The 22366-nt window shown below is 75.3% G+C and carries 19 protein-coding genes and 1 pseudogene; 15 read left to right on the top strand and 5 right to left on the bottom strand.

Annotated elements, in window-relative coordinates; translation table 11 throughout:
- The first annotated feature begins 337 nt into the window (after nucleotides 1–337).
- The 8 genes from GA0070611_RS19845 (at nucleotide 338) to GA0070611_RS19810 (ending at nucleotide 8678) form a co-directional block, all read left to right on the top strand.
- Nucleotides 338–1873 carry a gluzincin family metallopeptidase gene (locus GA0070611_RS19845; protein ID WP_231921169.1) on the top strand — a complete coding sequence of 512 codons (1536 nt, stop codon included), beginning with the start codon at nucleotides 338–340 and terminating at the stop codon, nucleotides 1871–1873.
- A gap of 39 nt (nucleotides 1874–1912) precedes the next feature.
- The gene (locus tag GA0070611_RS19840) at nucleotides 1913–3307 is read left to right on the top strand and encodes an efflux RND transporter periplasmic adaptor subunit (protein ID WP_091666491.1); all 1395 of its coding nucleotides are present in this window, start codon (nucleotides 1913–1915) and stop codon (nucleotides 3305–3307) included.
- The gene (locus GA0070611_RS19835) at nucleotides 3304–4221 is read left to right on the top strand and encodes an ABC transporter ATP-binding protein (protein ID WP_231921168.1); all 918 of its coding nucleotides are present in this window, start codon (nucleotides 3304–3306) and stop codon (nucleotides 4219–4221) included. The genes GA0070611_RS19840 and GA0070611_RS19835 overlap by 4 nt, the downstream gene beginning before the upstream one ends.
- Nucleotides 4218–5402 carry an ABC transporter permease gene (locus GA0070611_RS19830; protein WP_091666490.1) on the top strand — a complete coding sequence of 395 codons (1185 nt, stop codon included), beginning with the start codon at nucleotides 4218–4220 and terminating at the stop codon, nucleotides 5400–5402. Before GA0070611_RS19835 ends, GA0070611_RS19830 begins: the two co-directional genes overlap by 4 nt.
- A 217-nt stretch (nucleotides 5403–5619) precedes the next feature.
- Nucleotides 5620–5829 carry a helix-turn-helix domain-containing protein gene (locus GA0070611_RS19825; RefSeq protein ID WP_046564428.1) on the top strand — a complete coding sequence of 70 codons (210 nt, stop codon included), beginning with the start codon at nucleotides 5620–5622 and terminating at the stop codon, nucleotides 5827–5829.
- Between the two features lie 219 nt (nucleotides 5830–6048).
- The gene (locus GA0070611_RS19820; protein WP_007465623.1) at nucleotides 6049–6150 is read left to right on the top strand and encodes a 30S ribosomal protein bS22; all 102 of its coding nucleotides are present in this window, start codon (nucleotides 6049–6051) and stop codon (nucleotides 6148–6150) included.
- 123 nt (nucleotides 6151–6273) lie between these two features.
- Complete coding sequence (locus GA0070611_RS19815) at nucleotides 6274–7347, top strand: NAD-dependent epimerase/dehydratase family protein (RefSeq protein WP_091666489.1); 1074 nt, start codon at nucleotides 6274–6276, stop codon at nucleotides 7345–7347.
- 473 nt (nucleotides 7348–7820) lie between these two features.
- Nucleotides 7821–8678 carry a lysophospholipid acyltransferase family protein gene (locus GA0070611_RS19810; protein ID WP_091673152.1) on the top strand — a complete coding sequence of 286 codons (858 nt, stop codon included), beginning with the start codon at nucleotides 7821–7823 and terminating at the stop codon, nucleotides 8676–8678.
- Nucleotides 8679–8799: 121 nt separating this feature from the next.
- On the opposite strand, the gene GA0070611_RS19805 is transcribed toward GA0070611_RS19810, so the two are convergent.
- From GA0070611_RS19805 to GA0070611_RS19795, 3 genes are all read right to left on the bottom strand, one after another.
- Nucleotides 8800–9720 carry an HAD family hydrolase gene (locus GA0070611_RS19805; protein ID WP_407940376.1) on the bottom strand — a complete coding sequence of 307 codons (921 nt, stop codon included), beginning with the start codon at nucleotides 9718–9720 and terminating at the stop codon, nucleotides 8800–8802.
- 87 nt (nucleotides 9721–9807) lie between these two features.
- Nucleotides 9808–10677, bottom strand: coding sequence for a DUF5667 domain-containing protein (locus GA0070611_RS19800; RefSeq protein ID WP_091666487.1), 870 nt, complete (start codon nucleotides 10675–10677; stop codon nucleotides 9808–9810).
- 514 nt (nucleotides 10678–11191) lie between these two features.
- Entirely contained in the window at nucleotides 11192–12151 is a 960-nt protein-coding gene (locus GA0070611_RS19795) for an ECF subfamily RNA polymerase sigma factor, BldN family (protein WP_091666486.1), read from the bottom strand.
- A 593-nt stretch (nucleotides 12152–12744) separates the two neighbouring features.
- Between GA0070611_RS19795 and GA0070611_RS19790 the strand changes: the two genes are divergently transcribed.
- From GA0070611_RS19790 to GA0070611_RS19780, 3 genes are read left to right on the top strand one after another with little or no spacing between them, the layout of a single operon-like run.
- Nucleotides 12745–14373 (top strand): AMP-binding protein, encoded by a 1629-nt coding sequence (locus GA0070611_RS19790; protein ID WP_091666485.1) that lies wholly within the window; start codon nucleotides 12745–12747, stop codon nucleotides 14371–14373.
- On the top strand, nucleotides 14363–14617 hold the full coding sequence (locus tag GA0070611_RS19785; RefSeq protein ID WP_091666484.1) for a glutaredoxin family protein: 255 nt from the start codon (nucleotides 14363–14365) through the stop codon (nucleotides 14615–14617). Before GA0070611_RS19790 ends, GA0070611_RS19785 begins: the two co-directional genes overlap by 11 nt.
- A gap of 14 nt (nucleotides 14618–14631) precedes the next feature.
- Entirely contained in the window at nucleotides 14632–15282 is a 651-nt protein-coding gene (locus tag GA0070611_RS19780; RefSeq protein WP_091666483.1) for an HAD family hydrolase, read from the top strand.
- A gap of 17 nt (nucleotides 15283–15299) precedes the next feature.
- Here GA0070611_RS19780 and GA0070611_RS19775 read toward each other — a convergent pair whose 3' ends face one another.
- Both GA0070611_RS19775 and GA0070611_RS19770 read right to left on the bottom strand, forming a co-directional pair.
- On the bottom strand, nucleotides 15300–15959 hold the full coding sequence (locus GA0070611_RS19775; RefSeq protein WP_091666482.1) for a response regulator transcription factor: 660 nt from the start codon (nucleotides 15957–15959) through the stop codon (nucleotides 15300–15302).
- Between the two features lie 26 nt (nucleotides 15960–15985).
- A complete protein-coding gene (locus tag GA0070611_RS19770; RefSeq protein ID WP_091666481.1) occupies nucleotides 15986–17293 on the bottom strand; it encodes a sensor histidine kinase in 1308 nt (435 codons plus the stop codon).
- A gap of 388 nt (nucleotides 17294–17681) precedes the next feature.
- Here GA0070611_RS19770 and GA0070611_RS19765 point away from each other — a divergent pair.
- The 4 genes and pseudogenes from GA0070611_RS19765 to GA0070611_RS19750 all read left to right on the top strand — a co-directional run bounded on the left by GA0070611_RS19765 (nucleotide 17682) and on the right by GA0070611_RS19750 (nucleotide 22363).
- A pseudogene (locus GA0070611_RS19765) lies at nucleotides 17682–18451 on the top strand (redox-sensing transcriptional repressor Rex).
- Complete coding sequence (locus tag GA0070611_RS19760; RefSeq protein ID WP_091666478.1) at nucleotides 18448–19821, top strand: glutamyl-tRNA reductase; 1374 nt, start codon at nucleotides 18448–18450, stop codon at nucleotides 19819–19821. Before GA0070611_RS19765 ends, GA0070611_RS19760 begins: the two are co-directional and overlap by 4 nt.
- Entirely contained in the window at nucleotides 19818–20786 is a 969-nt protein-coding gene (gene hemC, locus GA0070611_RS19755) for a hydroxymethylbilane synthase (protein ID WP_091666475.1), read from the top strand. Before GA0070611_RS19760 ends, hemC begins: the two co-directional genes overlap by 4 nt.
- The gene (locus GA0070611_RS19750) at nucleotides 20783–22363 is read left to right on the top strand and encodes a bifunctional uroporphyrinogen-III C-methyltransferase/uroporphyrinogen-III synthase (RefSeq protein ID WP_091666472.1); all 1581 of its coding nucleotides are present in this window, start codon (nucleotides 20783–20785) and stop codon (nucleotides 22361–22363) included. The genes hemC and GA0070611_RS19750 overlap by 4 nt, the downstream gene beginning before the upstream one ends.
- Nucleotides 22364–22366 lie beyond the last annotated feature (3 nt).

Here is a 22366-nt window from a genome sequence, read left to right as displayed (position 1 = left end):
CCCGGAGTCCGCCACCGGGTCGGTGCCCGGGGCCGCCGGGATCGCCGGCTCAGCCGCCCCCGGGCCCGACGCCGCCGGGCCCGCCCCGGAGCCCGCCGCCGGGCGCGTCCCGGATTCCGACGCCCGGCCCGCCTCGGATTCCGACGCCCGGCCCGCCCTGGAGGGCGCCGGGCCTGGCGTCGAGCCCGCCGAGGCTCCGACGTCGGGGGTCTCCGCTGCGCCCGCCGTGACCACCGGCGCGGACCCGGTGCCGGCTGCTGGTGCGTCCGCTCCCGGGAATACCGGGCCGGCCCTTGCGGGGAGCACGTCCGTCCCGTCCCCCGGGCTGCCCGCGTCCTTGCCGGTCCCGTCCCCCGTCCCGGTGGCCCCGGCCGCCGAGGTCGGGACGCCGATCGTCGAGCCGGTACCGGCGGCACCGACCGCTGTGCCGACCCCGGTCGCCCCGGTCACCGCACCGACTCCGGCCGCCGCACCGACCCCGGCCGCCGTGCCGACCCCGCTCATCCCGGCCGACGCGCCGGTCCCGGTCGTCCCGGCCGGCGGGGTGGGGATGCCGACCGCCGTGCCGGTCCCGATGGCCGCGGTCTCCTCGCCATGGGGGCCGCCGGGGCCGCCCGTGGTCGCTCCGGCGCGGAGGCGGCGGCGGTGGGCACTCTGGACGGTGCTGGCCCTGGTCCTCCTGCTGGTGGCGTGCGGCCTGCCCGGCGTACTCCTGCTGCGGGGTGCGGCCGGCCGACCGGCTGCCGGACGGGCCGACGACCCGGCAACGCTGGCGGCCCGCCGGCTCGGCCAGCGGATGAGCGACCAGCTCGACCGGCAGGCCACGGCGCTGCTCGGTGGTGACCGGGCCGGCTTCCTCGCGGTGGCCGAGCCGGCCGCCCGGCCCACGTTGACCCGCCGGTACGCCGCGCTGCGCGCCCTGCGGGTGACCGTGTGGCGGCCGGCGGCCGACGGGCTGCCGAGCGCGGTCGACGGGCGGCCGGGGGAGTGGCGGCTGTCGGTCCGGATCGGCTACTGCTTCGTGGTGCCGGCCTGCACCCCGAGCCGGGTGGAGTTGGGCACCCAGTGGCGGCTGGTGGGCGAGGAGCCCCGGCTGGTCGCGGTCGAGGAGTCCCGGTCGGAGTCGGCCGGTGCGCGCCCCTGGGAGGTCAGCGACCTCGCCGTGGCGGTCGGCCGGCGCGCCGTGGTGGCCACCACCCCCGCCCAGCGGGGCCGGCTGCCCTGGCTGCTCGCCCGGGCCGAGGCCGCCGCCCCGGTCGCCGACCGGTATGCGGTGACCGGCACCCCGCCCGACCGCTACCTGGTCTTCTACGCAGGTCGTACGGAGTGGGAGCGCTGGTACGGGGGCGGTCGGCCGAAGTGGACGGCCGGGTACGCCGTCGGGGTCGGCGGCGGGCACCACGACGTGGTGCTGAACGCCCTGAGTGTCTCCCACGGTGGGGTCGACGACCTGCTCCGGCACGAGCTGACCCACGTGGCGTCGCTGCCCGGCGGGGGCTACTCCGACCCGTCCGACTGGTGGCTGGTCGAGGGCCTGGCCGAGTACGCCGGCGCGGACGGTAAGCCGGTGGACCGCTACGAGGGGCTCGCCGAGGTGCGTGACGTGGTGCGTGGCGGCTGGAACGGCCGGCTGGGTTCGCTCGTGCCGGCCGACGACGCGGCCGACGGGCGGGTCGGCGGCAGCTACGGCATCGGCTACCTGGCCGTCCGACATCTGGTCGACCGGTACGGCGAGCAGCGGGTGCTGGACTTCTTCCGGGCCGTGGTGCACGAGCGGCGGTCGCTGCGGGACGCGGCCGACGACGTGTTCGGAGAGTCCTGGTCGACGCTGCACGACGACTGTGTGGCGTACGTGCGGGCGGTGGCCGGCTGAGGGCCGGGCGGACGTCGATCGCCGTCGACGGGTCGTAGCATGGGCCGGGTGGCCCGCACCCACCCGCCGCGGCTGCCCGCGGTCACCCGCCCCCGCCTGCTCACCGCCCTGCTCGCCGTCGTCGCGCTGACCGGCACCACGGCCGCCTCCTGTGGGCAGGACAAGCCGCCGGTGACCGTCGCCGAGGTCGGCCGGAGCCCGGTCGCCGAGGTGATCGACGCGCCGGCCACGGTGACCGCCCGGGCCGCCGCCACCCTCACCGCTCCCGCCGACGGCACCCTGGCCAGCCTGCGCGTCCAACCCGGACAGCGGGTCGCCAAGGGCCAGGTGCTGGCCGTGATCAGCTCCCCGTCCGCCCAGGACCGGCTCAGGCAGGCCCGGGATGCGCTGCGGGCGGCGAAGCGGGCCGGGCGGGGGGTCGGCGGGGGCGACCTGGGCGGCCAACTGCGCGGTACCGACCGGGCCGCCGCCGAGGCGTTCGCCGCCGCCCGCAAGGCGGCCGGGAAGATCGGCGACCCGAAGCTGCGGTCCGCGCTGCTGCTCCAGGTCGACACCGCGCAGCAGCAGTACGCGTCGGCCACCCGCGCCGCCGACCGGGCGCTGGGCGCGGTGCAGCGCGGCGTGGCCGGGTTGAACAGCGCTGTCGGCGCGCTCTCGGCCGCGCAGCGTCTCCAGGCCCAGCAGGCGTACGACCTGGCGAAGGCGACCGTGGACGCGTTGACCCTGCGCGCGCCGATTCCCGGCGTGGTGCAACCGGGTGGCACCCGGACGGCCACCCCGACCGACCTCGGCGGCCTGCTCGGCGCGGCCGGGGGTCAGGTGCCGGGGCTCGACCCGTCGGCGCTCGGCGGGGCGGCTCAGGGCGGCCCGCCGGCCGGCGTGGACGACGCGGTGCCGCAGGGCGGCCGGGTGACCGCCGGGACCGCGGTGCTGACCGTGGTGGACACCGGTCGGCTCGGCCTGCTCGCCGAGGTCGACGAGACCGACGTGCTGCTGGTGCGGGCCGGCGTGCCCGCCTCGGTGGAGCTGGACGCGGTGACCGGGGCGAGCTACGACGCGACGGTCCGCTCGGTGGACGTGCTGCCGGCCAGTTCCGCCCGGGGCGGGGTCACCTACCGGGTGCGGCTCAGCCTCGGCGCCGGCCGGCTCGGCGAGGGCGAGACCGCGCCGGCGCCCCGCCCCGGCATGAACGCGGTGGTGCACCTGCGGGTCCGGGAGGCGGCCGACGCGGTGGCCGTACCCGCCTCGGCGGTCTTCTCCGCCGACGGCCGGGACGTGGTCTGGGTGCTGCGGGGCGGCAAGGTCGACCGGGTGCCGGTGACCGTGGGCGTGCAGGGGGCGGATCTGGTGCAGATCGTCAGCGGCGTGCAGGCGGGCGACCGGATCGTGGTGCGCGGCACCGACCGGGTGCACGACGGGCAGGAACTGGGATGAGCCTGCCGCCCGGGGTGCCGGCCATCGAGGCGGTCGACGTGTCCCGGACGTACCAGCTCGACGGGGTGTCGGTGGCGGCCCTGCGCGGGGTGTCGCTGACCGTGGACCCCGGCGAGTACGTGGCGGTGATCGGCCCCTCCGGTTCCGGCAAGTCCACGCTGATGCACCTGCTCGGCGGCCTGGACCGGCCGACCGGTGGCCGGCTGGCGATCGGCGGGCGGGACGTGGCCACCCTGACCGCGCCGGAGCTGGCCACCCTGCGCAACGAGACGATCGGCTTCGTCTTCCAGGCGTTCCACCTGCTCGCCCGGACGTCCGCGGTGGACAACGTGGCGCTGCCGCTGGTCTACCGGGGGGTGGGCGCACGGCAGCGGCGGGAACGCGCGGCGGCGATGCTGGGCCGGGTCGGTCTCGGCCACCGGCTGGACCACCGGCCCAACCAGCTCTCCGGCGGCGAGCAGCAGCGGGTGGCGATCGCCCGCGCGCTGGTCACCGAGCCGGCGGTGCTGCTCGCGGACGAACCCACCGGGAACCTGGACACCGCGACCGGCGAGGCGGTGCTGGCGCTGTTGGAGGAGTTGAACGCCGAGTCGGGGGTGGCGCTGGTGATGGTCACCCACGACCAGGAGGTGGCGGCCCGGGCCCGCCGCCGGATCGCGGTGCGGGACGGTCTGATCCGGTCGGACACCCGTCATGATCGACCGCTGTCCGCCGGCACCGGTCGACCTGAGACACTGGACCCCGCTCCCAGCGCGGAGCCCCGGTCCGCGTCCGGAAGCGAACCGGGGCACCCGTCCGGTGGCTCCGGTGGCGCCGCCGGAGCCACCGGGCGCCTTCCGCGCGGTGCGACCCACCCCTCGGGCGGGGCCGGTGACGCCGCCGACCGGGGGGCCGGGATCGGGGGTACGCCGTGAGGGTCGCCGAGGCCTGGCGGGTGGCGCTGGACGCGCTGCGGGCCAACCGGATGCGCAGCGCGTTGACCATGCTCGGCGTGATCATCGGGGTGGCCTCGGTGGTGATCCTGGTGTCCATCGGCACCGGCACCAAGCAGAAGGTCGAACAGCAGGTCGAGGGGCTCGGCTCGAATCTGCTGCTGGTGGTGCCCGGCAAGATCGAGGTGGGCACCGCGCCGGTGGTCTCGCCGCTCGATCTGAAGGACGTGGACGCGGTCACCCGGGTGGTCGGCGACCCGAGCCGGGTGGCGGTCACGGTGGCCTCCGGGGCGACCGCCCGGGCCGGCACCCGCTCGGACTTCACCACCGTGCAGGGGGTGCTGGAGACCACCCCGGCCGTCTTCACCCGGTCGCTGGCCCGGGGCCGCTACCTCACCGGCGCGGACGTGGACACCAGCCGCCGCGTCGCGGTGCTCGGCGCGTCCGTGGCCCGGGCCCTCTTTCCCGACCGCGACCCGCTCGGTCAGCAGGTCGCCCTGGCCGGGGTCCGGTTCCGGGTGATCGGCGTCTTCGCCCCGCTCGGACAGAGCCTCGGGGTGGACCGGGACGACGAGGTGCACATCCCGGTGACCGCCGCGCAGCGGCTCTGGGGCACCCGCCGCATCGACGGCATCGCGGTGAAGGCCCCGGACCGGGAGCGGATCGACGAGCTGGGCGACCGGATCGTCGCCGAGCTGTCCCGCCGCCACCCGGACACCGAGTTCAGCGCGGTCACCCAGCAGCAGATCCTCGGCGTGCTCGGGGACATCCTCGGCGTGCTGACCGGGGTGCTCGCCGCCATCGCCGGCATCTCGCTGCTGGTCGGCGGGGTCGGCGTCTCCAACATCATGCTGGTCTCGGTACGCGAACGGACCCGGGAGATCGGCCTGCGCAAGGCGGTCGGCGCCCGGCCCCGGGACATCGGGGTGCAGTTCCTGCTGGAGGCGGTGCTGCTCACCTCGATCGGCGGGCTGACCGGTATGGCGCTGGGCGTCGGCGTCTCGCTGCTGGTCGACGCGGTCTCGCCGATCCCGGCGGCGATCACCTGGTGGTCGTTGGCGCTCGCGTTCGGGGTGTCCGCGGCGGTGGGCATCGTCTTCGGCGTGGTGCCCGCGCAGCGGGCCGGCCGGCTCGACCCGGTGGTGGCGTTGCGGGCCGAGTGACCCTCGACCGCCCCACGATCCGGACTCGAGCCCCTTTCGGGCGCAAAACGGCAGGTCACGGGCCGGAAAACGACAGCCATTCCATGATCAAATGAAGGAAGGGATCGCGCCGGTCACAGCCGTCCCGCTACCGTACTGGTAACACGCGCGTTGCTCGTCGTGGCCGGACCAACCCGCCCGGTGGCACGCGCCGGGCACGGGAACGGGTCGGTGAGCCATGGCCGGGTCACAGTCCGACGCGCGGCTGTCGGATGTCAGGTTCCTGACCGTCGCCGAGGTGGCGACGGTCATGCGGGTGTCGAAGATGACCGTCTACCGGCTGGTGCACAGCGGCGAGCTGACCGCCGTGCGGGTCGGCCGGTCGTTCCGGGTGCCCGAGCACGCGGTGCACGAATACCTGCGGGGCGCCTTCCAGGAGACCGCCTGACGGGTCGGTGACGGTCCGGTCGAGTGCCACCAAATGGGGCATCGACGGGGGCGCGTTGGTCCTGTTGACGCACTCCGGCTACCCTGGAGCCCGACCGTGACCGCACCCTGGTGTGCCCTGCCCACCACGCTGGTCCGGTCCGTTGTCCGCAAGCGGTCACCGATGCCACTCCGGTGGTGTCGCCCGTCCGCCCCGCACGTTGCATCGAAAGGCTGTCGTATGGGCTCGGTGGTCAAGAAGCGCCGCAAGCGCATGGCTAAGAAGAAGCACCGCAAGCTGCTGCGCAAGACCCGCGTCCAGCGTCGCCGTCTCGGCAAGTGACCGGAGCCGGGCGCCCCTCGCCCGGCATTCGGCACCACTTGCCAACAGTCGACCCTCGGAGGCTCAGGTGATCAGGCCGCGGACGTCCCGGCTCGATCCCGCCTGCCGCGCAAGGCGCACGACATGACCCCCGGTGGCACCCCAGGTGCGCCGGGGGTCGTCGTCGTCACCGGGGTCGGCCGCTACCTGGGCGCGCACGTCGCCGCCCGGCTCGCCGCCGACCCGCGGATCGAACGGGTGATCGGCGTCGACTCGACCGCCCCCGGTCCCGAGCTCACCGACCTGCTCGCCGGGGTCGAGCGGATCCGGCTCGACCTCGACTCGCTCGGCGGCCTGTTGCTCGACCTGGACGTCGACGCGGTGGTGCACCTGGCGCTGGTCAGCGCCCCCGACGGCCAGCACGGCGGCCGGGCGGCGATGAAGGAACAGAACGTCATCGGCACCATGCAGCTGCTCGCCGCCTGCCAGCGGGCGCCCCGGCTGCGCAAGCTCGTGGTCCGCTCCTCCACCGCCGCGTACGGCGTCTCGTTCCGCGACCCGGCCGTGTTCACCGAGGAGACCGAGCCGCGTGAGGTGCCGCGCGGCGGTTTCGGCCGCGACATCCTCGACATCGAGGGGTACGTCCGCGGGTTCCGCCGCCGCCGCCCGGACGTCACCGCGACGGTGCTGCGCTTCGCGCCGTTCATCGGCTCGACCGCCGACACCACGCTCACCCGGTACTTCTCCCAACCGGTCGTGCCCACCGTCTTCGGCCGCGACCCCCGGCTCCAGTTCGTCCACTTCGACGACGCGCTGGAGGTGCTGCACCGGACGGTCGCCGAGGACCACCCGGGGACGTACAACGTCGCCGGGCCCGGGGTGCTCTCGCTCTCCCAGGCCATCCGCCGGGCCGGCCGGGTGGCGATGCCGGTGCTGGAGCCGGGCCTCGCCGGGGTCGCCGCGATCGCCCGCAGCCTGGGTTTCGGCCGGTACGGGTTGGACCAGGTCGACCTCTTCGTGCACGGTCGGGTGGTGGACACCAGCAGACTGGAGCGGGAGTACGGCTTCACGCCCCGCTCGACCGCCGCCGCGTTCGACGACTTCATCCACGCCCACCACGGCGGTGTGGTGGTGACCCGGGACCAGCTCGCCACGGCGGAGCAGCTCGTGCTGGAGAGCATCCGGCAGGTCCGGGACGCCGTACGGGAGCGGTCGTGAGCGGGGCCGAGGAGCGCGGCGAGGCCCGCTACGACGTACCGCTGCAGGTGCCCGCGCCCGGCGCGGAGCCGGCGCGGCGCAACGGGCACCGGCCGGCGTTGGCCGCCGCCGCCCCGCCGGCCGCCGACGCGGGTGACGAGCCCGACACCTCCACCGACGAGCCGGCCGGACGCTCCGGCGACGCCGCTCCCGACCGGGCCGGTGATTCCGCGCCGGCCGGTGCCGTCGGGTCGGGGCGGGCCGGTGCGGCCGGTTCCGGCCGGGACGAGGCGAGGAAGGTCGTCGCGAAGAAGACCGTGGCGAAGAAGGCGGTCGCCAAGAAGGCCGTCGCGAAGGAGACGGCGGTCGGCTCGACCGATCAGGCCGCCGGCGCGACGACGGCACCCGGGGGCGCGGCGGGCGGGAGCCCGAGCGGCGGCACGGGGAACGGGCGGGCGGCGACGGCGGGCGACGCGACGCCGCCGGGGCCCGCGGTGGAGGACCGGCCGGGCGACCAATGGGACCGCAAGGTCGCCAAGGGACTCGCCTTCCTGCGGCGGCGGCTCTCCGGCGACTACGAGGTCGACGAGTTCGGCTTCGACCCGGACCTGACCGACGCCGTCTTCCACCCGCTGGTCCGGCTGCTCTACCGGGACTGGTTCCGCACCGAGGTCAGCGGGCTGGAGCACGTACCGGACGGCGGGCCCGGCCTGGTGGTCGGCAACCACTCCGGCACGGTGGCGCTGGACGCGCTGGTGCTGGCCACCGCGCTGCACGATCGGCACCCGGCCCGCCGCTACCTGCGGCTGCTCGGCGCGGACCTGGTCTTCCGGATGCCGGTGGTCTCCGAGATCGCCCGCAAGACCGGTGGCACGGTGGCCTGCAACCCGGACGCGGAACGGCTGCTCGGCAACGGTGAGCTGGTCGGCGTCTTCCCGGAGGGCTTCAAGGGGGTCGGCAAACTCTACTCCGACCGGTACAAGCTCCAGCGGTTCGGGCGGGGCGGGTTCGTGTCGGCGGCGCTGCGTACCGGCACGCCGATCGTGCCGGTGGCGATCGTCGGTGGCGAGGAGATCTATCCGATGCTGGCCGACATCAAGCCGTTGGCCCGGCTGCTCAAGCTGCCCTACTTCCCGGTGACGCCGACCTTCCCCTGGTTGGGGCCGCTGGGCATGGTGCCGCTGCCGAGCAAGTGGCTGATCGAGTTCTGCCCCCCGATCCCCACCGCGCACCTGATGGACTCGGCCGACGACCCGCTGGTGGTGTTCAACCTCGCCGACCAGGTCCGGGAGACCATCCAGCAGACCCTGCACAAGCTCCTCGAACGCCGCCCCGACCCCTTCGGCCCCTGACCCCCCGGCGCACCGCGCGCACCGCGCGCACCGCGCTCGCTAATTCACGGAAAGAGTGGCTATCCACCCTCGGATAGCCACTCTTTCCGTGAATTAGCGCCCAGAGGGAGGAGGGTGGGCGTCAGGGGGTGGGGGGTTGGCGGCGGCGGTGCAGGGCCAGGGCGGCCGTGACGGTGGCGGCGAGCAGGCCGGCGGCGGCCGTGGACGGTACGGCGATCTTGACCGCCCGGCGTCCGGTGCGGAAGTCGCGTACCTCCCAGCCCCGCGTACGGGCCTGGCGCAGCAGTGCCGCGTCGGGGTTGACCGCCACCGGCCGGCCCACCGCGGAGAGCATCGGCAGGTCGTTGGCGGAGTCGCTGTAGGCCGCGCAGCGGCTCAGGTCCAGCCCTTCCACGGCGGCGAGCTGGGTGACCGCCTCGGCCTTGGCGGGACCGTGCATCAGATCGCCGACCAGCCGACCGGTGTACGCCCCGTCGCGCACCTCGGCGACGGTGCCGATCGCGCCGGTCAGCCCGAGCCGGGCGGCGATCACCCGGCCGATCTCCACCGGGGCGGCGCTGACCAGCCACACCCGTTGCCCGGCGGCGAGGTGCTGCTGGGCGAGCCGGCGGGTACCGGCCCAGATCCGGGGGGCCATCAGCTCGTCGAAGATCTCCTCGGCGAGCCGTTCCACGTCGTCGACCCGCCAGCCCTGGATGAAGGCGAGGGCCGCCTCCTTGGCCTGCGACATGTCGCCGGCGTGTTCCGTGGCGAGCAGCCGGAACTTCGCCTGCTGCCAGGCGAACCGGGCCAGGTCGCCGGTGGTGAAGTACTTCCGGGCGGCCAGCCCGCGGGCGAACCAGTAGATCGACGCGCCCTGCATCATCGTGTTGTCCACGTCGAAGAAGGCGGCGCCGGAGAGGTCGGGCGTGGGGGTGGCCGGGGGTGCCTCCGGGGTCTCCGCCCAGCCGGCGGTGTGCCCGTGGACGTCGGTGCTGACGGTCACCTTCCGGGTGCCGGTCACGGCGACCTCCTCCCCTCGACGACCGCGTACGCCCTGCACGTCGAGCCTATCCGGCGATTCGTGACAGCCGGATGTCCGCCGGGAGAAGTGTGGCGTGGACGGCTCCGCCGCCGGGAGGGCCGAAGGTCAGCGGTCGGTGGGGCAGCCGGCCGGAGCCGGGCCCAGGGCGTCGCTGACGGTCGGCGCCGGCAGGCCGCAGGTGATCGCCTCACGGATCGCGTCGGCGCGTCGGCCCGCCGCGTCGAGCAGGGCCAGCGACCGCCGGGTGCGGTCCCGCTCGACGTGGTCCGCCCGGTCGAGCAGCCCGCTGACGGCCTGCCGCTGGCCGGTGAGGAACGCGTCGATCGCGTCCAGGCCGGCCGGGTCGGAACGCTGCGCGGAGACGGTGGTCAGCAGGCGTACGCCCTGCCGGGTGTCGGCGTCCATGTCGTCCAGGACGGCGCTGAAGCCGAGCCGGTCACCACGGACCGTGGCGGCCTCGTCGAGCCGGGTCCGGGCGAAGTCGAGGAAGAGCTGGCCCCGGCCGATGTCCGAACTGGCAAGGGCGAGCTGGGCGCGTTCGGTGGAGCGCTTCATGCCGTACAGGGCGTCGCCGGGCAGGGCGTTCTCGCTGGCGGCGGAGATGCCGGAGAGGGCCACCGCCCCGGCGGCCACGCCGACCAGGATGGCGCCCCGGGCCCGGGCCCGCCGGCCGGTCACCGCCGGCAGCAGCGCCGCGCGTACGCCGGAGGTCGCGGCCGGGGTGTCGGTCTTCGCCGCGCTGCCCACGCCCTCCCGCTCGGCGGTCGCCAGCAGCATGGCGCGCAGTCCGGTGCGGAACTCCGTGTCCACCTCGACGGCCGGCCGGTCGGCGGTCAGCCGACGCCCGACCGTGACGAGTGCGGCCAGTTCGTCGTCGGCGCGGGAACGGACGTGGTGCCGCCGGCCGCCGTTGGCCTCGTCGAGGAGTTGCGCGAAGCGCTCGGCACGCCGACGGGAGAAGAGGTCGCTGTCCACCGCAGGCACCCCCTCTCGCTGGTCACGGCCGGGTCGGCCGTCGTCGTCACCAGCGACCGGTGGCAGCGTGACGCCGACGGTCGACCGGGAGGGTCGACCGTGTCCGCCGGACCGGGTGGCCCGGGGGACGCCGGGACAACCACTGGTCGCACCCGGAGAAACGGACCGCGCCGGGTGCCGGTTACGGGCCGACGGGCGTCGAAATCACGAAGCGTGATCGTCGCCGGGGGCCGTCGACGGGTACCCGACAGCGGACGGCGCCGGCGGGCCGGGTGGCCGCGTCCCACCGTCCGTGACGGGCGCGGGCAGACCGGCCCGGCACGCCGCCGGCCGGACGGCCACGGCCCGTGCCGCAGGCGGGCGACGGCCCGCGACGGGCGCGGTCCGGCCGGACGGCCACGGCCCGTGAGGCAGGCGGGCGACGGCCCGCACGACGGGTGCGGGACGGCCGCACGCGGGAGGACGGGGGACACCGCGCCCCGGCGGGCAGCCGGGCGCGCGAACCGCGGACGGATCAGGACTGGAAGCCGTCGGGCAGCAGCCGGGCCAGGGCCCGGACCGCCCGGTACTGCAAGGCCTTGATCGCGCCCTCGTTCTTGCCCATGGCCCGGGCCGTCTCGGCGACCGAGAAGCCCTGGAGGAACCGGAGCACGATGCACTCCTGCTGCTCGGGGTTGAGTTGCTTGACCGCGGTGAGCAGCGCGACGTTGGTGATGTGCTCGACCACCGCCGCCTCCGGGCTGCCCTCGGGCCCCCGGTCCTCCCGGTCGGCGTCGAGCACGTCACCGGTGGTGACCTCGAGCCGGTAGCGGCCCGACTTGAAGTGGTCGGCGACCAGGTTGCGGGCGATGGTGACCAGCCACGCGCCGAGGTCACGGCCCTGCCAGGTGAAGCTGCCGATCCGCTTGAGCGCCCGGAGGAAGGTGTCCGAGGTGAGGTCCTCGGCGAGCTGGCGGTTGCCGACCCGGAAATAGACGAACCGGAAGACGGTGTCGACGTACCGGTCGTAGATCAGGCCGAACGCCTCGGCCTCGCCGGCCTGTGCCCGCTCGACCAGCGTCCAGACCTCGGTCGCCGGGTCGGACGGATCGGGGCGGCTCGGGTAGCCGGTGGCCGGGGCCGCGGGGACCGCCGGCAGGACGGCGGTGTCCCCGGCGGGGACGGCGGGCAGCACCGCCGTCTCGGCGGCGGACGGCTCCGGACTCGCCACGGCGTCGCCCCGGCGGCCCTGGGCGGGCATGGCCGGTCGGCCCGGCGCGGCGAGCCGACCGGCGGCGGGCTTCGCGTTGCCCCCCGGCGCGGCCGGTCGGGGGAGCGCCTCGTTGCGGTTGCGGGTCAGCGGCGACCCGTCACTGCGGACGGCGAGACCGCGCGTTCCGTCGGCGGCGCCGCGGTCCAGTCGTTCGTTGACCGGGGTGCGCTGCGTCGGGCCGGTCACCCCGGCTGGTCGTTCGGCGTAACCGAAGGTGGTCACCGGACCTCCCCGGTCCTCGCGGGGCACCGCCGCACCGGCCGCCGCGACGTCGCGGCGGGACCGCGTACGTCCCGGCCGGGCAGGGCCGTTCCGGGGCGTGCCGACGGGCGGCAGATCCCCATGAGGTGCTGGTCCAATGCGCTCACAGGCACGGGGGCCTCCTCGGGCTGAGGGGTGTCGACTCACGGCAAATGGGGTGAGCCGACCCGCCTGATGATAGGGCCAACGTCACCCGCGCGTGGCAAGTCCGTTACACAGAGCGGAAGTATTTCCCCGCTCGTCGCACCGTCGCCGGACCGGTTGTCCGTCGGGTGCGGTTGACTTTCCCGCCGGAATCTGGTCGGGATTGGAAAGTCCTGGTCGGAGCGATTTTTCTGGCACCTCGGCGTGTCGTGTGCGGGTCGTCGGGGTGGCGCTGCCGGCTGCCCGGAACACCCTCCCGGCGGAGTCGCGCGGCTCCCGGCGTAGCCCGTGGGAATCCCGTACGGCACCGGCGGCAGTCCCGTCAATGGGACTGCCCGGCGTCGGCTCGCCGCGGTCCCGGCGCGACGGCGGGTGACCGCGGGGAGGCGGCTGTGCCAGACTCAGCCACCGTGCAGGACGCAGCCGACAGCTCCGCGCCGAACCTCGCCGACCGGCTCCGCCGGGCGGCCGTCGCCCACGGCGACCGCCCCGCGCTGCACTGGCGCGACCGGACGGTGACCTGGTCCGAACTGGACGCCGCGGTGACCGCCACCGCCCGCGCGCTCGCCGCCGCGACCCCGCCCACCACCGACCCGTACCCGCCGCGGGTGGCGATCGCCCTCGGCAACACCCCGGACTTCGTGGTCGGCTACCTCGCCGTGCTGCGCGCCGGTCTGGTGGCGGTACCCGTCAACCCGGGCTTCACCGCCCGTGAGCTGCGGCACGTGCTGGCCGACTCGGGCGCCGCGACACTGATCGGCACGCCGGCGGTCCGGGACCGGATCGCCGGTGCGGAGCTGCCCGCGCTGACCGCCGTGCACACCGCCCCGCCGGTCGCCGGGCCCGACGTCCCGGCCGACCTGCCCGCCCGGGGCGGGGACGACCTCGCCGTGCTGCTCTACACCTCCGGCACCGAGGGACGGCCCAAGGGCGCGATGCTCTCGCACCGGGCGCTGGCCGCCAACCACGAGCAGGTCGGCCGGATCGACCCCCCGGTGGTCGGCCCCGACGACACCGTGCTGCTCGCCCTGCCGCTGTTCCACGCGTACGGGCTGAACTCCGGGCTGGGTGCCGTCGTGCACCACGGGGCGACCGGGGTGCTGGTCGACGAGCCCGGCCCGACCGGGGCGCTCGCCGAGATCGCCCGGCACCGGGTCAGCGTGCTGGTCGGCGTACCGTCGATGTTCCTGACCTGGGCCGACGCGGGCGACGCGGCGGCGACGGCGCTGGCCGCGGTCCGGGTCGCGGTGTGCGGCGCGGCGCCGCTGCCGCCGGCCGTCGCGGGCCGCTTCACCGAGGTCACCGGGCACCCGGTGCACGTCGGGTACGGGCTCACCGAGACCGCGCCGGTGCTCACCTCCAGCCTGGTCGACGGAGAACCCCGGCCCGGCTCGATCGGCCGCCCGCTGCCCGGGGTCGAGCTGCGCCTGGTCGACCCGGACGGGGTGGACCTGTGGCGCGACGGCGTGCCGGCGGTCGAGGAGGACGCCGACGAGCCGGACCTCTCCGACGCCGCCGCCGGCACCGACCCGGGGCAGATCGTGGTGCGCGGGGCGAACCTGTTCGACGGCTACTGGCCGGACGGCCGGGGCGGGCCCGACGCCGACGGCTGGTGGCCCACCGGTGACGTGGCCTACGCCGACGAGGACGGGAACCTCTTCCTGGTCGACCGGCTCGGCGAGCTGATCCTGGTGAACGGCTTCAACGTCTACCCGAACGAGGTCGAGCTGGTGCTCCAGGCGCATCCGGGGGTGGCCGAGTCGGCCGTCCTGGGGGTGCCGCACCCACGGACCGGCGAGACTGTGCGGGCGTACGTGGTGCGGGCCGCCGGCCCGCCGGTGCCGGCGGAGGAGCTGCTCGCCCACTGCGCACGCAACCTGGCCCGGTTCAAGTGCCCGACCGCCGTCGAGTTCGTCGACAGCCTGCCGTACTCGGCGATCGGCAAGGTACGCAAGACCGAGCTCCGCCCGGCGACGCCCCCGGTGCCCACGCCGGCCCGGCCGACCGAGACCCGCACGGAGGTACCCGATGTCCACTGACGCCCGGCTGGCCCTGATCACCCGCCCCGGCTGCCACCTCTGCGAGGACGCGAAGGCGGCGCTCGACCGGGTGGTGGCGGTCACCGGCGACCGGTGGGTGGAGAAGGACGTCACCGGGGACGTGGAGCTGGAACGCGAGTACGGCGACCGGCTGCCGGTGGTGCTGCTCGACGGCAAGGAGCACGGCTACTGGCGGGTGGAGGAGGAGCGCCTGCTCCGGGATCTGACCACGCCGCAGCTCTGAACTATGGTGCACCGGTGACGAGCACGCGACGCCACCTGGTGTGGGACTGGAACGGCACCCTCCTGGACGACCTCGATCTGGTGGTGCGGGCCACCAACGTCGCCTTCGCCAGCGCGGGCGGCCCGGCGGTCACCGCCGACGAGCACCGGGCGCGGTTCCGCCGGCCGATCGCCGACTACTACGCCGACATGCTCGGCCGGGCGGTCGACGCGGACGCGTTCGGCGCGCTGGACCGGATCTTCCACGACGCGTACCGGGCCGGGCTGACCGGCTGCGCCCTCGCGGCCGACGCCACCGCCGCGATCGCCGCCTGGCCGGGCAGCCAGTCGCTGCTGTCGATGTGGTTCCACGACGAGCTGGTCCCCACCGTGCACACGTACGGCCTCACCCCGCACTTCCGCCGGGTGGACGGGCTGCGGGCCGCGGTCGGCGGCGGGCACAAGGCCGAGTGGCTGGAGAAGCACCTGGCCGAGCTGGGGCTCGACGGCCGGGAGGTGGTGCTGATCGGTGACTCCCTGGACGACGCCCACGCGGCGCTCTCGGTCGGCGCCCGCTGCGTCCTCTACACCGGCGGCCTCTCCGACCCGGCGGCACTGCGCGCCAGTGGCCATCCCACCGCCGACACCCTCACCGGGGCGGTCACCCTGGCCCGCACCCTGCCCTGACGGGTGCCCCCGCCCGGTCAGGAGCGGAGGTGGGTGAGCACGGCGAGGACCCGACGGTGGTGGGTGGTGGCGTCGGCGGGCAGCCGGAGCTTGGTGAAGATGTTGCCGACGTGCTTCTCCACCGCGCCGTCGCTGACCACCAGGGCCCGGGCGATGGCGGTGTTCGACCGCCCCTCCGCCATCAGGGCCAGCACCTCGCGCTCGCGCGGGGTGAGGGCGGCCAGCGGGTCGTCGCGCCGCCGCCGGACCAGCAACTGGCCGACCACCTCCGGGTCGAGCACCGTGCCGCCCGCGGCCACCCGGCCCAGCGCGTCGAGGAACTCGTCGATCGCGGCCACCCGGTCCTTGAGCAGGTAGCCGATCCCGCCCCCGCCGGCGCCGCCGGTGGTGGCGAGCAGGTCGTCCGCGTACGACACCTCGACGTACTGGGAGAGCACCAGGACCGGGGTGCGGGGCAGCAGCCGGCGTACCTCGACGGCGGCCCGGAGACCCTCGTCGGTGTGCGAGGGCGGCATCCGGACGTCCACCACCGAGACGTCCGGCCGATGGGCGAGCACCGCCTCGACCAGGGCCGTCCCGTCACCCACCGCCGCCACCACGTCGTGCCCCGACTCGGTCAGCAACCGGACCAGCCCCTCCCGGAGCAGTACGGCGTCGTCGGCGATAACCACCCGCATGGGTCCGGTGTCTACCACGTCCGCGTTCATCCGGGCAGTTCGGCGCGGACCAGGGTGGGGCCGCCGGTCGGGCTGGCCACCTCCAGGGTGCCGCCGGTGGCCCGGACCCGGTCGGCGATGCCGGCGAGGCCGTGCCCCTTGGCCAGGTGTGCGCCGCCCGTCCCGTCGTCGGCGACGCTGATCTCCAGCCGGCCCGCGCGTCGGGTCACCTCGACCCGGCAGCCGGTGGCCGCGCTGTGCTTGGCGACGTTGGTCAGCGCCTCGGCCACCACGAAGTAGCTGGTGTTCTCCACCGCCGGGTCGAGCCGCCCCCCGGGCGTACCCAGGTCGTCGTCCACGGTCAGCTCCACCGGGACCAGGGCGCGGGCGGCGAGCGCGGCGAGGGCGCTGGGCAGGCCCCGGTCGACCAGGATCGGCGGCGCGATGCCCCGGGACAGGGCGCGCAGCTCGGCCAGTGTCTCCCGGGTCTGGGTGACCGCCTCGTCCAGGGTGCGGCCGGCCGCCTCCGGGTCGGCGGCGAGCTGCTGCCGGGCCCGGCCGAGGTCCATGGCGAGCCGGACCAGGCGCTGCTGGGGGCCGTCGTGGATGTCCCGTTCCAGCCGCCGCAGGGCGGTCGCCTCGGCGGAGGCCGCGGCCCGCTTCTGGTCCTCCAGGGTGCTGATCCGGTGCCGCATCTCGGCCATCCCGACGAGCAGGGCCCGGGCCGGGCCGGCCTGGATCCGGGCACAGGCCCGGGCCACCAGCGGGAGGGTGAGCAGGAAGAAGAGACCGATGGCCGTGTTCAGGATCACCCTCGGCGCGGTCCCGGACCCCATCCCGAGCAGCTCGCTGAGGTCCTGGTCGTCGGGGCCGCGCGGGATCGCCCAGTCGTACGCGACGGTGAACGTGCCGACCAGCGCCACCGCCCACCAGACCAGCAGCACGGCGAAGGTGGGAAGCGCCAGCAGCGGCCGGAGGACGGCGTGCAGCAGGTCGAGCCAGCACTGCGGGTCGCGCAGCGGCACGAGGATCCGCCGCAGCAGGCTCGCCCCGGGTTCGGGTCGCCGGTAGGCGGGTCGGGGCAGCCGGGGCTCGCGCAGCACCGGGGGCAGCCGCAGCCGCTCCAGGTCGGCCAGGCCCCGGGCGGTGTACAGGGTGCCGGCGAGCACCGGCAGGCCGAGCGCGGTGACCAGCAGCCCCAGGCCGAGCGCGGTGCCCACCACGGCCAGCACGAAGCCGACCAGCCCGAGCGGGAGGCCGAGGAGCACGTAGCCGGAGTCGCGCCCGAGCTGCCGGGTGAGCGCGGCGACGGAGGAGGTGTGAGGTGGCTCGGTGGTCACCGGTGCGGCGGTCATGGATCGAGGCTATGGGCGCGGACGCCGCCCACCCATCCCGCCGGCCGGCGTCTCCGGGGTGGGGTTGTCCCTACCGGGAGTGACCCGCGCCTCGCCGCGCCGGTCACGCAGCGCGACGGAGCGCGCGCGATTGGTCAGAGAAGTCGGGATTGAGCAATAATCGCCAGGCGGCGCCGAGGGAGCGCGGTATATCGATCTTGTTTGAATGGAGGGGCAGGTGGAGGCGCGTCGCGGGCCAGCAAGATCGCGATTTGTGCACCCCTTCACAAGCGCCTACTCTGTAGTTTCGACGCGCCCTGCTAGCACAGCCGGCAACATCGGTCGCCAGCGGGAGTCCCGGAACGACCGGCCACCGTCGCTGGTCGAGGATCGCACCGCACGGAGTCTCATGAGTCAGCACCGTCACCCTGGCGCGCCCGGCCGCACCGGTGCCGTACCGGCGCTCCCGGACCTGCCCGAGGCGACCGTGGCCCGGCTCCCGGAATACCTCCGTGCCCTGCACGCGCTCGCCGAGACCGGGCACGAGACGGTCTCCAGCGAGGGCTGGCGAACGCCGCCGGGGTCAACTCGGCGAAGCTGCGCAAGGACCTCTCCCACCTCGGCTCGTACGGCACCCGGGGCGTCGGCTACGACGTGGCGCTGCTCGTCGACCAGATCGAGTTCGTGCTCGGGCTCACCCAGCGGCGCGCCGTCGCGCTGGTCGGCGTGGGTAATCTCGGTCACGCCCTGGCCGGCTACGACGGCTTCGCCAGCCGTGGCTTCCGGATCGCCGCCCTCTTCGACGCCGACCGGTCCCGGGTCGGCGAACAGATCAACGGCCTGGTCGTACGGCACATCGACGAGCTGACCAGGGTCGCCGCCGAGGAGTCGATCTCGATCGGCGTGATCGCCACCCCCGCCCCGGCCGCCCAGGCGGTGGCCGACCAGCTCGTCGCCGTCGGCGTGACGAGCATCCTCAACTTCGCGCCGTGCGTACTCTCGGTCCCGGAAGGGGTCGACGTGCGCAAGGTCGACCTCGCGATCGAGCTGCAGATCCTGTCCTTCCACGAGCACCGCAAGGCGTCGCTGACCGCGCTGCCCGCCTCCGGCGGCCCCGCCCTCGACGCGCTGCCCGGCGGGCTCGCGGCCACCGACACCCAGGAGGCGATCGGCACGTGAAACTGCTCGTCGTCGGCGCGTCCTACCGCACCGCCCCGGTCGCCACGCTGGAGCAGCTGGCGGTCCCGCCCGCGGACCTCACCCGCACCCTGGACCGCCTGGTCGCCCAGCCGTACGTGGCCGAGGCCGTGCTCGTCTCCACCTGCAACCGGGTGGAGGTGTACGCGGCCGTCTCCGGGTTCCACGGCGGCCTCGGTGACATCTGCGCCGTCCTCGCTGAGCAGGCCGGGTCGCCGCCCGCGGCGCTCGCCAACCACCTCTACGTGCACTACGACGCCGCCGCCGTCGACCACGTCTTCCGGGTCGCCGCCGGGCTGGACTCGCTGGTGGTCGGCGAGGCGCAGATCCTCGGCCAGCTCCGTGACGCGTACCACTCGGCGACCGGCGCGGACACCGCCGGGCGGCTGCTGCACGAGCTGATGCAGCAGGCGCTGCGGGTCGGCAAGCGGGCGCACGCCGAGACCAACATCGACCGGGCCGGGCAGAGCGTGGTCACCGCCGCGCTCGACCTCGCCGCCGGGCTGCTCGACGGCGACCTGACCGGCCGGCCCGCCATGGTGGTCGGGGCCGGCGCGATGGGTTCGCTCGGCGTGGCCACCCTGTCCCGGCTCGGCGCCGGGCCGCTCACCGTCACCAACCGGGGCGCCGACCGGGCGCAGCGGCTGGCCGAGTCGTACGGCGCGAGCGCCGTCCCGATGGCCGACCTGGTCGACGCGCTCTCCCGCGTGGACGTGGTGGTGGCCGCCACCGCCGCCACCGAGCCGGTGCTGACCCACGACGTGATGACCCGGGCGCTGGCCCGGCGCGACGTCGACCGCGGCCCACTGGTCCTGCTCGACCTGGCCGTGCCGCGCGACGTCGAGGCGGGCGTGGCCGGGCTGGCCGGCGTCGAGGTGATCGACATCGACCGGATGGCGGCGATCCTCGCCGACGGGCCGGCCGCCGCCGACGCCGCCGAGGTGGCCCGGATCGTGGCCGGTGAGGTCGAGGCGTTCCTCACCTGGCTGCGTGGCGCCGACGTCGCGCCCACCGTGGCCGCGCTGCGCGGGCGCGCCGACGACGTGGTCAGCGCCGAGCTGCGCCGGCTCGCCCAGCGCCGCCCCGACTTCAGCGACGACCAGCGGGCCGAGGTCGCCCGGACCGTGCACCGGGTCGTGCAGCGCCTGCTGCACCAGCCGACCGTACGGGTCCGCCAGCTCGCCGCCGAGCCCGGCGGCGACCAGTACGCGGCCCTGCTGCGCGAACTGTTCGACCTGGAGGTCCCGCAGACCTCCCCGGTCGACACCGTGCCCGACGTGGTGGCGTCCGACACCGACGGGCGACCGTCGTTCGACGCCACCGACGTCCCGCCCACCGGAGGTGCGCGATGACCACCCCCCTGCGCCTCGGCACCCGGGGCAGCACCCTGGCCATGGCCCAGTCCGGGCAGGTGGCCGAGGCCCTCACCGCGGCGACCGGCCGACCGGTCGAGCTGGTCGAGGTGGTGACCGCCGGGGACCGCTCCTCGGCCCCCGTGCACCGGCTCGGCGTCGGCGTCTTCGTCTCCGCGCTGCGGGACGCGCTGACCGCCGGCACCATCGACTTCGCCGTGCACTCCTACAAGGACCTGCCCACGGCGGCGGCCCCCGGGCTGCACATCGCGGCGGTGCCGCCCCGGCAGGACCCGCGCGACGCGCTGGTCGCCCGGGACGGGCGGACCCTCGCCGAGCTGCCGCCCGGCGCGACGGTCGGCACCGGCGCGCTGCGCCGCATCGCCCAGCTGCACGCGCTCGGCCTGCAACTGGAGGTCACCCCGATCCGCGGCAACATCGACACCCGGCTCGGCCGGGTGCTCGGTCCGGACGCCGACCTCGACGCCGTCGTGCTGGCCCGGGCCGGGCTCGCCCGGATCGGTCGCACCGACGTGATCACCGAGACGCTCGACCCGATGCTGATGCTGCCGGCGCCCGCCCAGGGCGCGTTGGCCGTGGAGTGCCGGGTCGACGACCACGACCTGGTCGAGCTGCTCGCCGCGCTCGATCACGCACCGTCCCGTGCCGCGGTCACCGCGGAGCGGGCACTGCTGGCCACCCTGGAGGCCGGGTGCAGCGCACCCGTCGCCGCCTACGGCGAACTCGCCGAGGGTGAGACCGGTGAGGAGATCTACCTGCGCGGGGCGGTGATCAGCCCGGACGGTACCCGTGACCTCCGGCTGTCCCGCACCGGAACGCCCGCCGACGCGGCGGAGATCGGCAAGGCACTCGCCGCCGAACTCCTCGAACTCGGCGCCGACTCGATCCTCGGCCAAGAAGGACACGCCGGCCCGGGGACCCAGCAATTTGGGAGCACAGAATGACCCGCACCCGTAAGCCCGTAGGCCGGATCGCGTTCGTCGGGGCCGGCCCCGGCGACCCGGGCCTGCTGACCCGCCGGGCGCTGGACGCCCTGGTCGACGCCGACCAGGTGGTGTACGACCGGGGAGTCCCCGAGTCGCTGCTCGAGCACGTCCGCGCCCAGGCCAGGTCCGACGCCGAGTTCAGCCCCGCCGAGGGCGTACCGGGGGACGTGGCGAAGGTGCTGATCTCCGCGGCCCGGTCCGGGCAGAACGCGGTGCACCTGGTCGCCGGGGACCCGTTCGGCCACGACTCGGTGGTCAAGGAGGTGCAGGCGGTCGCGCGTACCGCCGCGCACTTCGAGGTCGTGCCGGGCATCGGCCAGGCCGAGGGGGTGGCCACCTACGCGGGCGTCCCGCTGCCGGGGGTACGCACCGCCGCCGACGTCGAGGACGTCAGCACCCTCGACTTCGACGCCCTCGCGGCGGCCGTCGGCCGGGGCTCGCTGGCCCTGGCCGTGGACGCCGGTGACCTGGCCGCCGTCCGGGACGGCCTGCTGGCCGCCGGGGTCGACGGCACCACCGGGGTCGGGGTGACCGGCGACGGCACCGGTGAGACCCAGTACACCACCACGTCGAGCGTGGACTCCTTCGTCGCGGCGGCGCTCGGTTTCACCGGCCGGGTGGTGCTCACCATCGGCGAGGGCGTCGGCCAGCGCGACAAGATGAGCTGGTGGGAGAACCGCCCGCTGTACGGCTGGAAGGTGCTCGTCCCCCGCACCAAGGAGCAGGCCGGCGCGATGAGCGCGCGGCTGCGGGCGTACGGGGCGATCCCGTGCGAGGTGCCGACCATCGCGGTCGAGCCGCCGCGTACCCCGGCCCAGATGGAGCGGGCGGTCAAGGGCCTGGTCGACGGCCGGTACGCGTGGGTCATCTTCACCTCGGTGAACGCGGTCCGCGCGGTCTGGGAGAAGTTCGCCGAGCACGGCCTGGACGCCCGGCACTTCGGCGGCGTCAAGATCGCCTGCATCGGTGAGGCCACCGCCGACGCGGTGCGCGCCTTCGGCATCCAGCCGGAGCTGGTCCCCTCGGGCGAGCAGTCCTCCGAGGGCCTGCTGGCCGAGTTCTCGCCGCACGACGAGATCCTCGACCCGGTGGGCCGGGTGCTGCTGCCGCGCGCCGACATCGCCACCGAGACGCTCGCCGCCGGGCTCACCGAGCGCGGCTGGGAGGTCGACGACGTGACCGCGTACCGGACCGTCCGGGCGGCCCCGCCGCCCGCCGAGATCCGTGACGCGATCAAGTCGGGCGGGTTCGACGCGGTGCTCTTCACCTCGTCCTCCACGGTCCGGAACCTGGTCGGCATCGCCGGGAAGCCGCACGCGCGTACCGTTGTTGCGGTCATCGGGCCCAAGACGGCGGAGACCGCGACGGAGTTCGGCCTGCGGGTCGACGTGCAGCCTCAGCACGCCTCGGTGCCCGACCTGGTGGAGGCGCTCGCCGCCTACGCCGTCGAGCTGCGCGAGAAGCTCGCCGCCATGCCGGCGAAGCAGCGCCGTGGTTCGAAGGTGCAGGGGCCCACCGCCCTCCGCTTCCGCTGACGT

The sequence above is a fragment of the Micromonospora auratinigra genome (assembly GCF_900089595.1).
GTDB classification, from domain to species: domain Bacteria; phylum Actinomycetota; class Actinomycetes; order Mycobacteriales; family Micromonosporaceae; genus Micromonospora; species Micromonospora auratinigra.
Note: the sequence above shows the minus strand (reverse complement) of the source record. Positions and strands in the feature narration are given on the sequence as shown.

What these genes read in the sequence shown, in the direction of transcription:
- hemC (WP_091666475.1), top strand. Translation starts at nt 19,818, where the DNA reads ATGACCACCCCCCTGCGCCTCGGCACCCGGGGCAGCACCCTGGCCATG.
- GA0070611_RS19750 (WP_091666472.1), top strand. Translation starts at nt 20,783, where the DNA reads ATGACCCGCACCCGTAAGCCCGTAGGCCGGATCGCGTTCGTCGGGGCC.
- GA0070611_RS19815 (WP_091666489.1), top strand. Translation starts at nt 6,274, where the DNA reads ATGACCCCCGGTGGCACCCCAGGTGCGCCGGGGGTCGTCGTCGTCACC.
- GA0070611_RS19820 (WP_007465623.1), top strand. Translation starts at nt 6,049, where the DNA reads ATGGGCTCGGTGGTCAAGAAGCGCCGCAAGCGCATGGCTAAGAAGAAG.
- GA0070611_RS19840 (WP_091666491.1), top strand. Translation starts at nt 1,913, where the DNA reads ATGGGCCGGGTGGCCCGCACCCACCCGCCGCGGCTGCCCGCGGTCACC.
- GA0070611_RS19770 (WP_091666481.1), bottom strand. Translation starts at nt 17,293, where the DNA reads ATGACCGCCGCACCGGTGACCACCGAGCCACCTCACACCTCCTCCGTC.
- GA0070611_RS19825 (WP_046564428.1), top strand. Translation starts at nt 5,620, where the DNA reads ATGGCCGGGTCACAGTCCGACGCGCGGCTGTCGGATGTCAGGTTCCTG.
- GA0070611_RS19775 (WP_091666482.1), bottom strand. Translation starts at nt 15,959, where the DNA reads ATGCGGGTGGTTATCGCCGACGACGCCGTACTGCTCCGGGAGGGGCTG.
- GA0070611_RS19835 (WP_231921168.1), top strand. Translation starts at nt 3,304, where the DNA reads ATGAGCCTGCCGCCCGGGGTGCCGGCCATCGAGGCGGTCGACGTGTCC.
- GA0070611_RS19785 (WP_091666484.1), top strand. Translation starts at nt 14,363, where the DNA reads ATGTCCACTGACGCCCGGCTGGCCCTGATCACCCGCCCCGGCTGCCAC.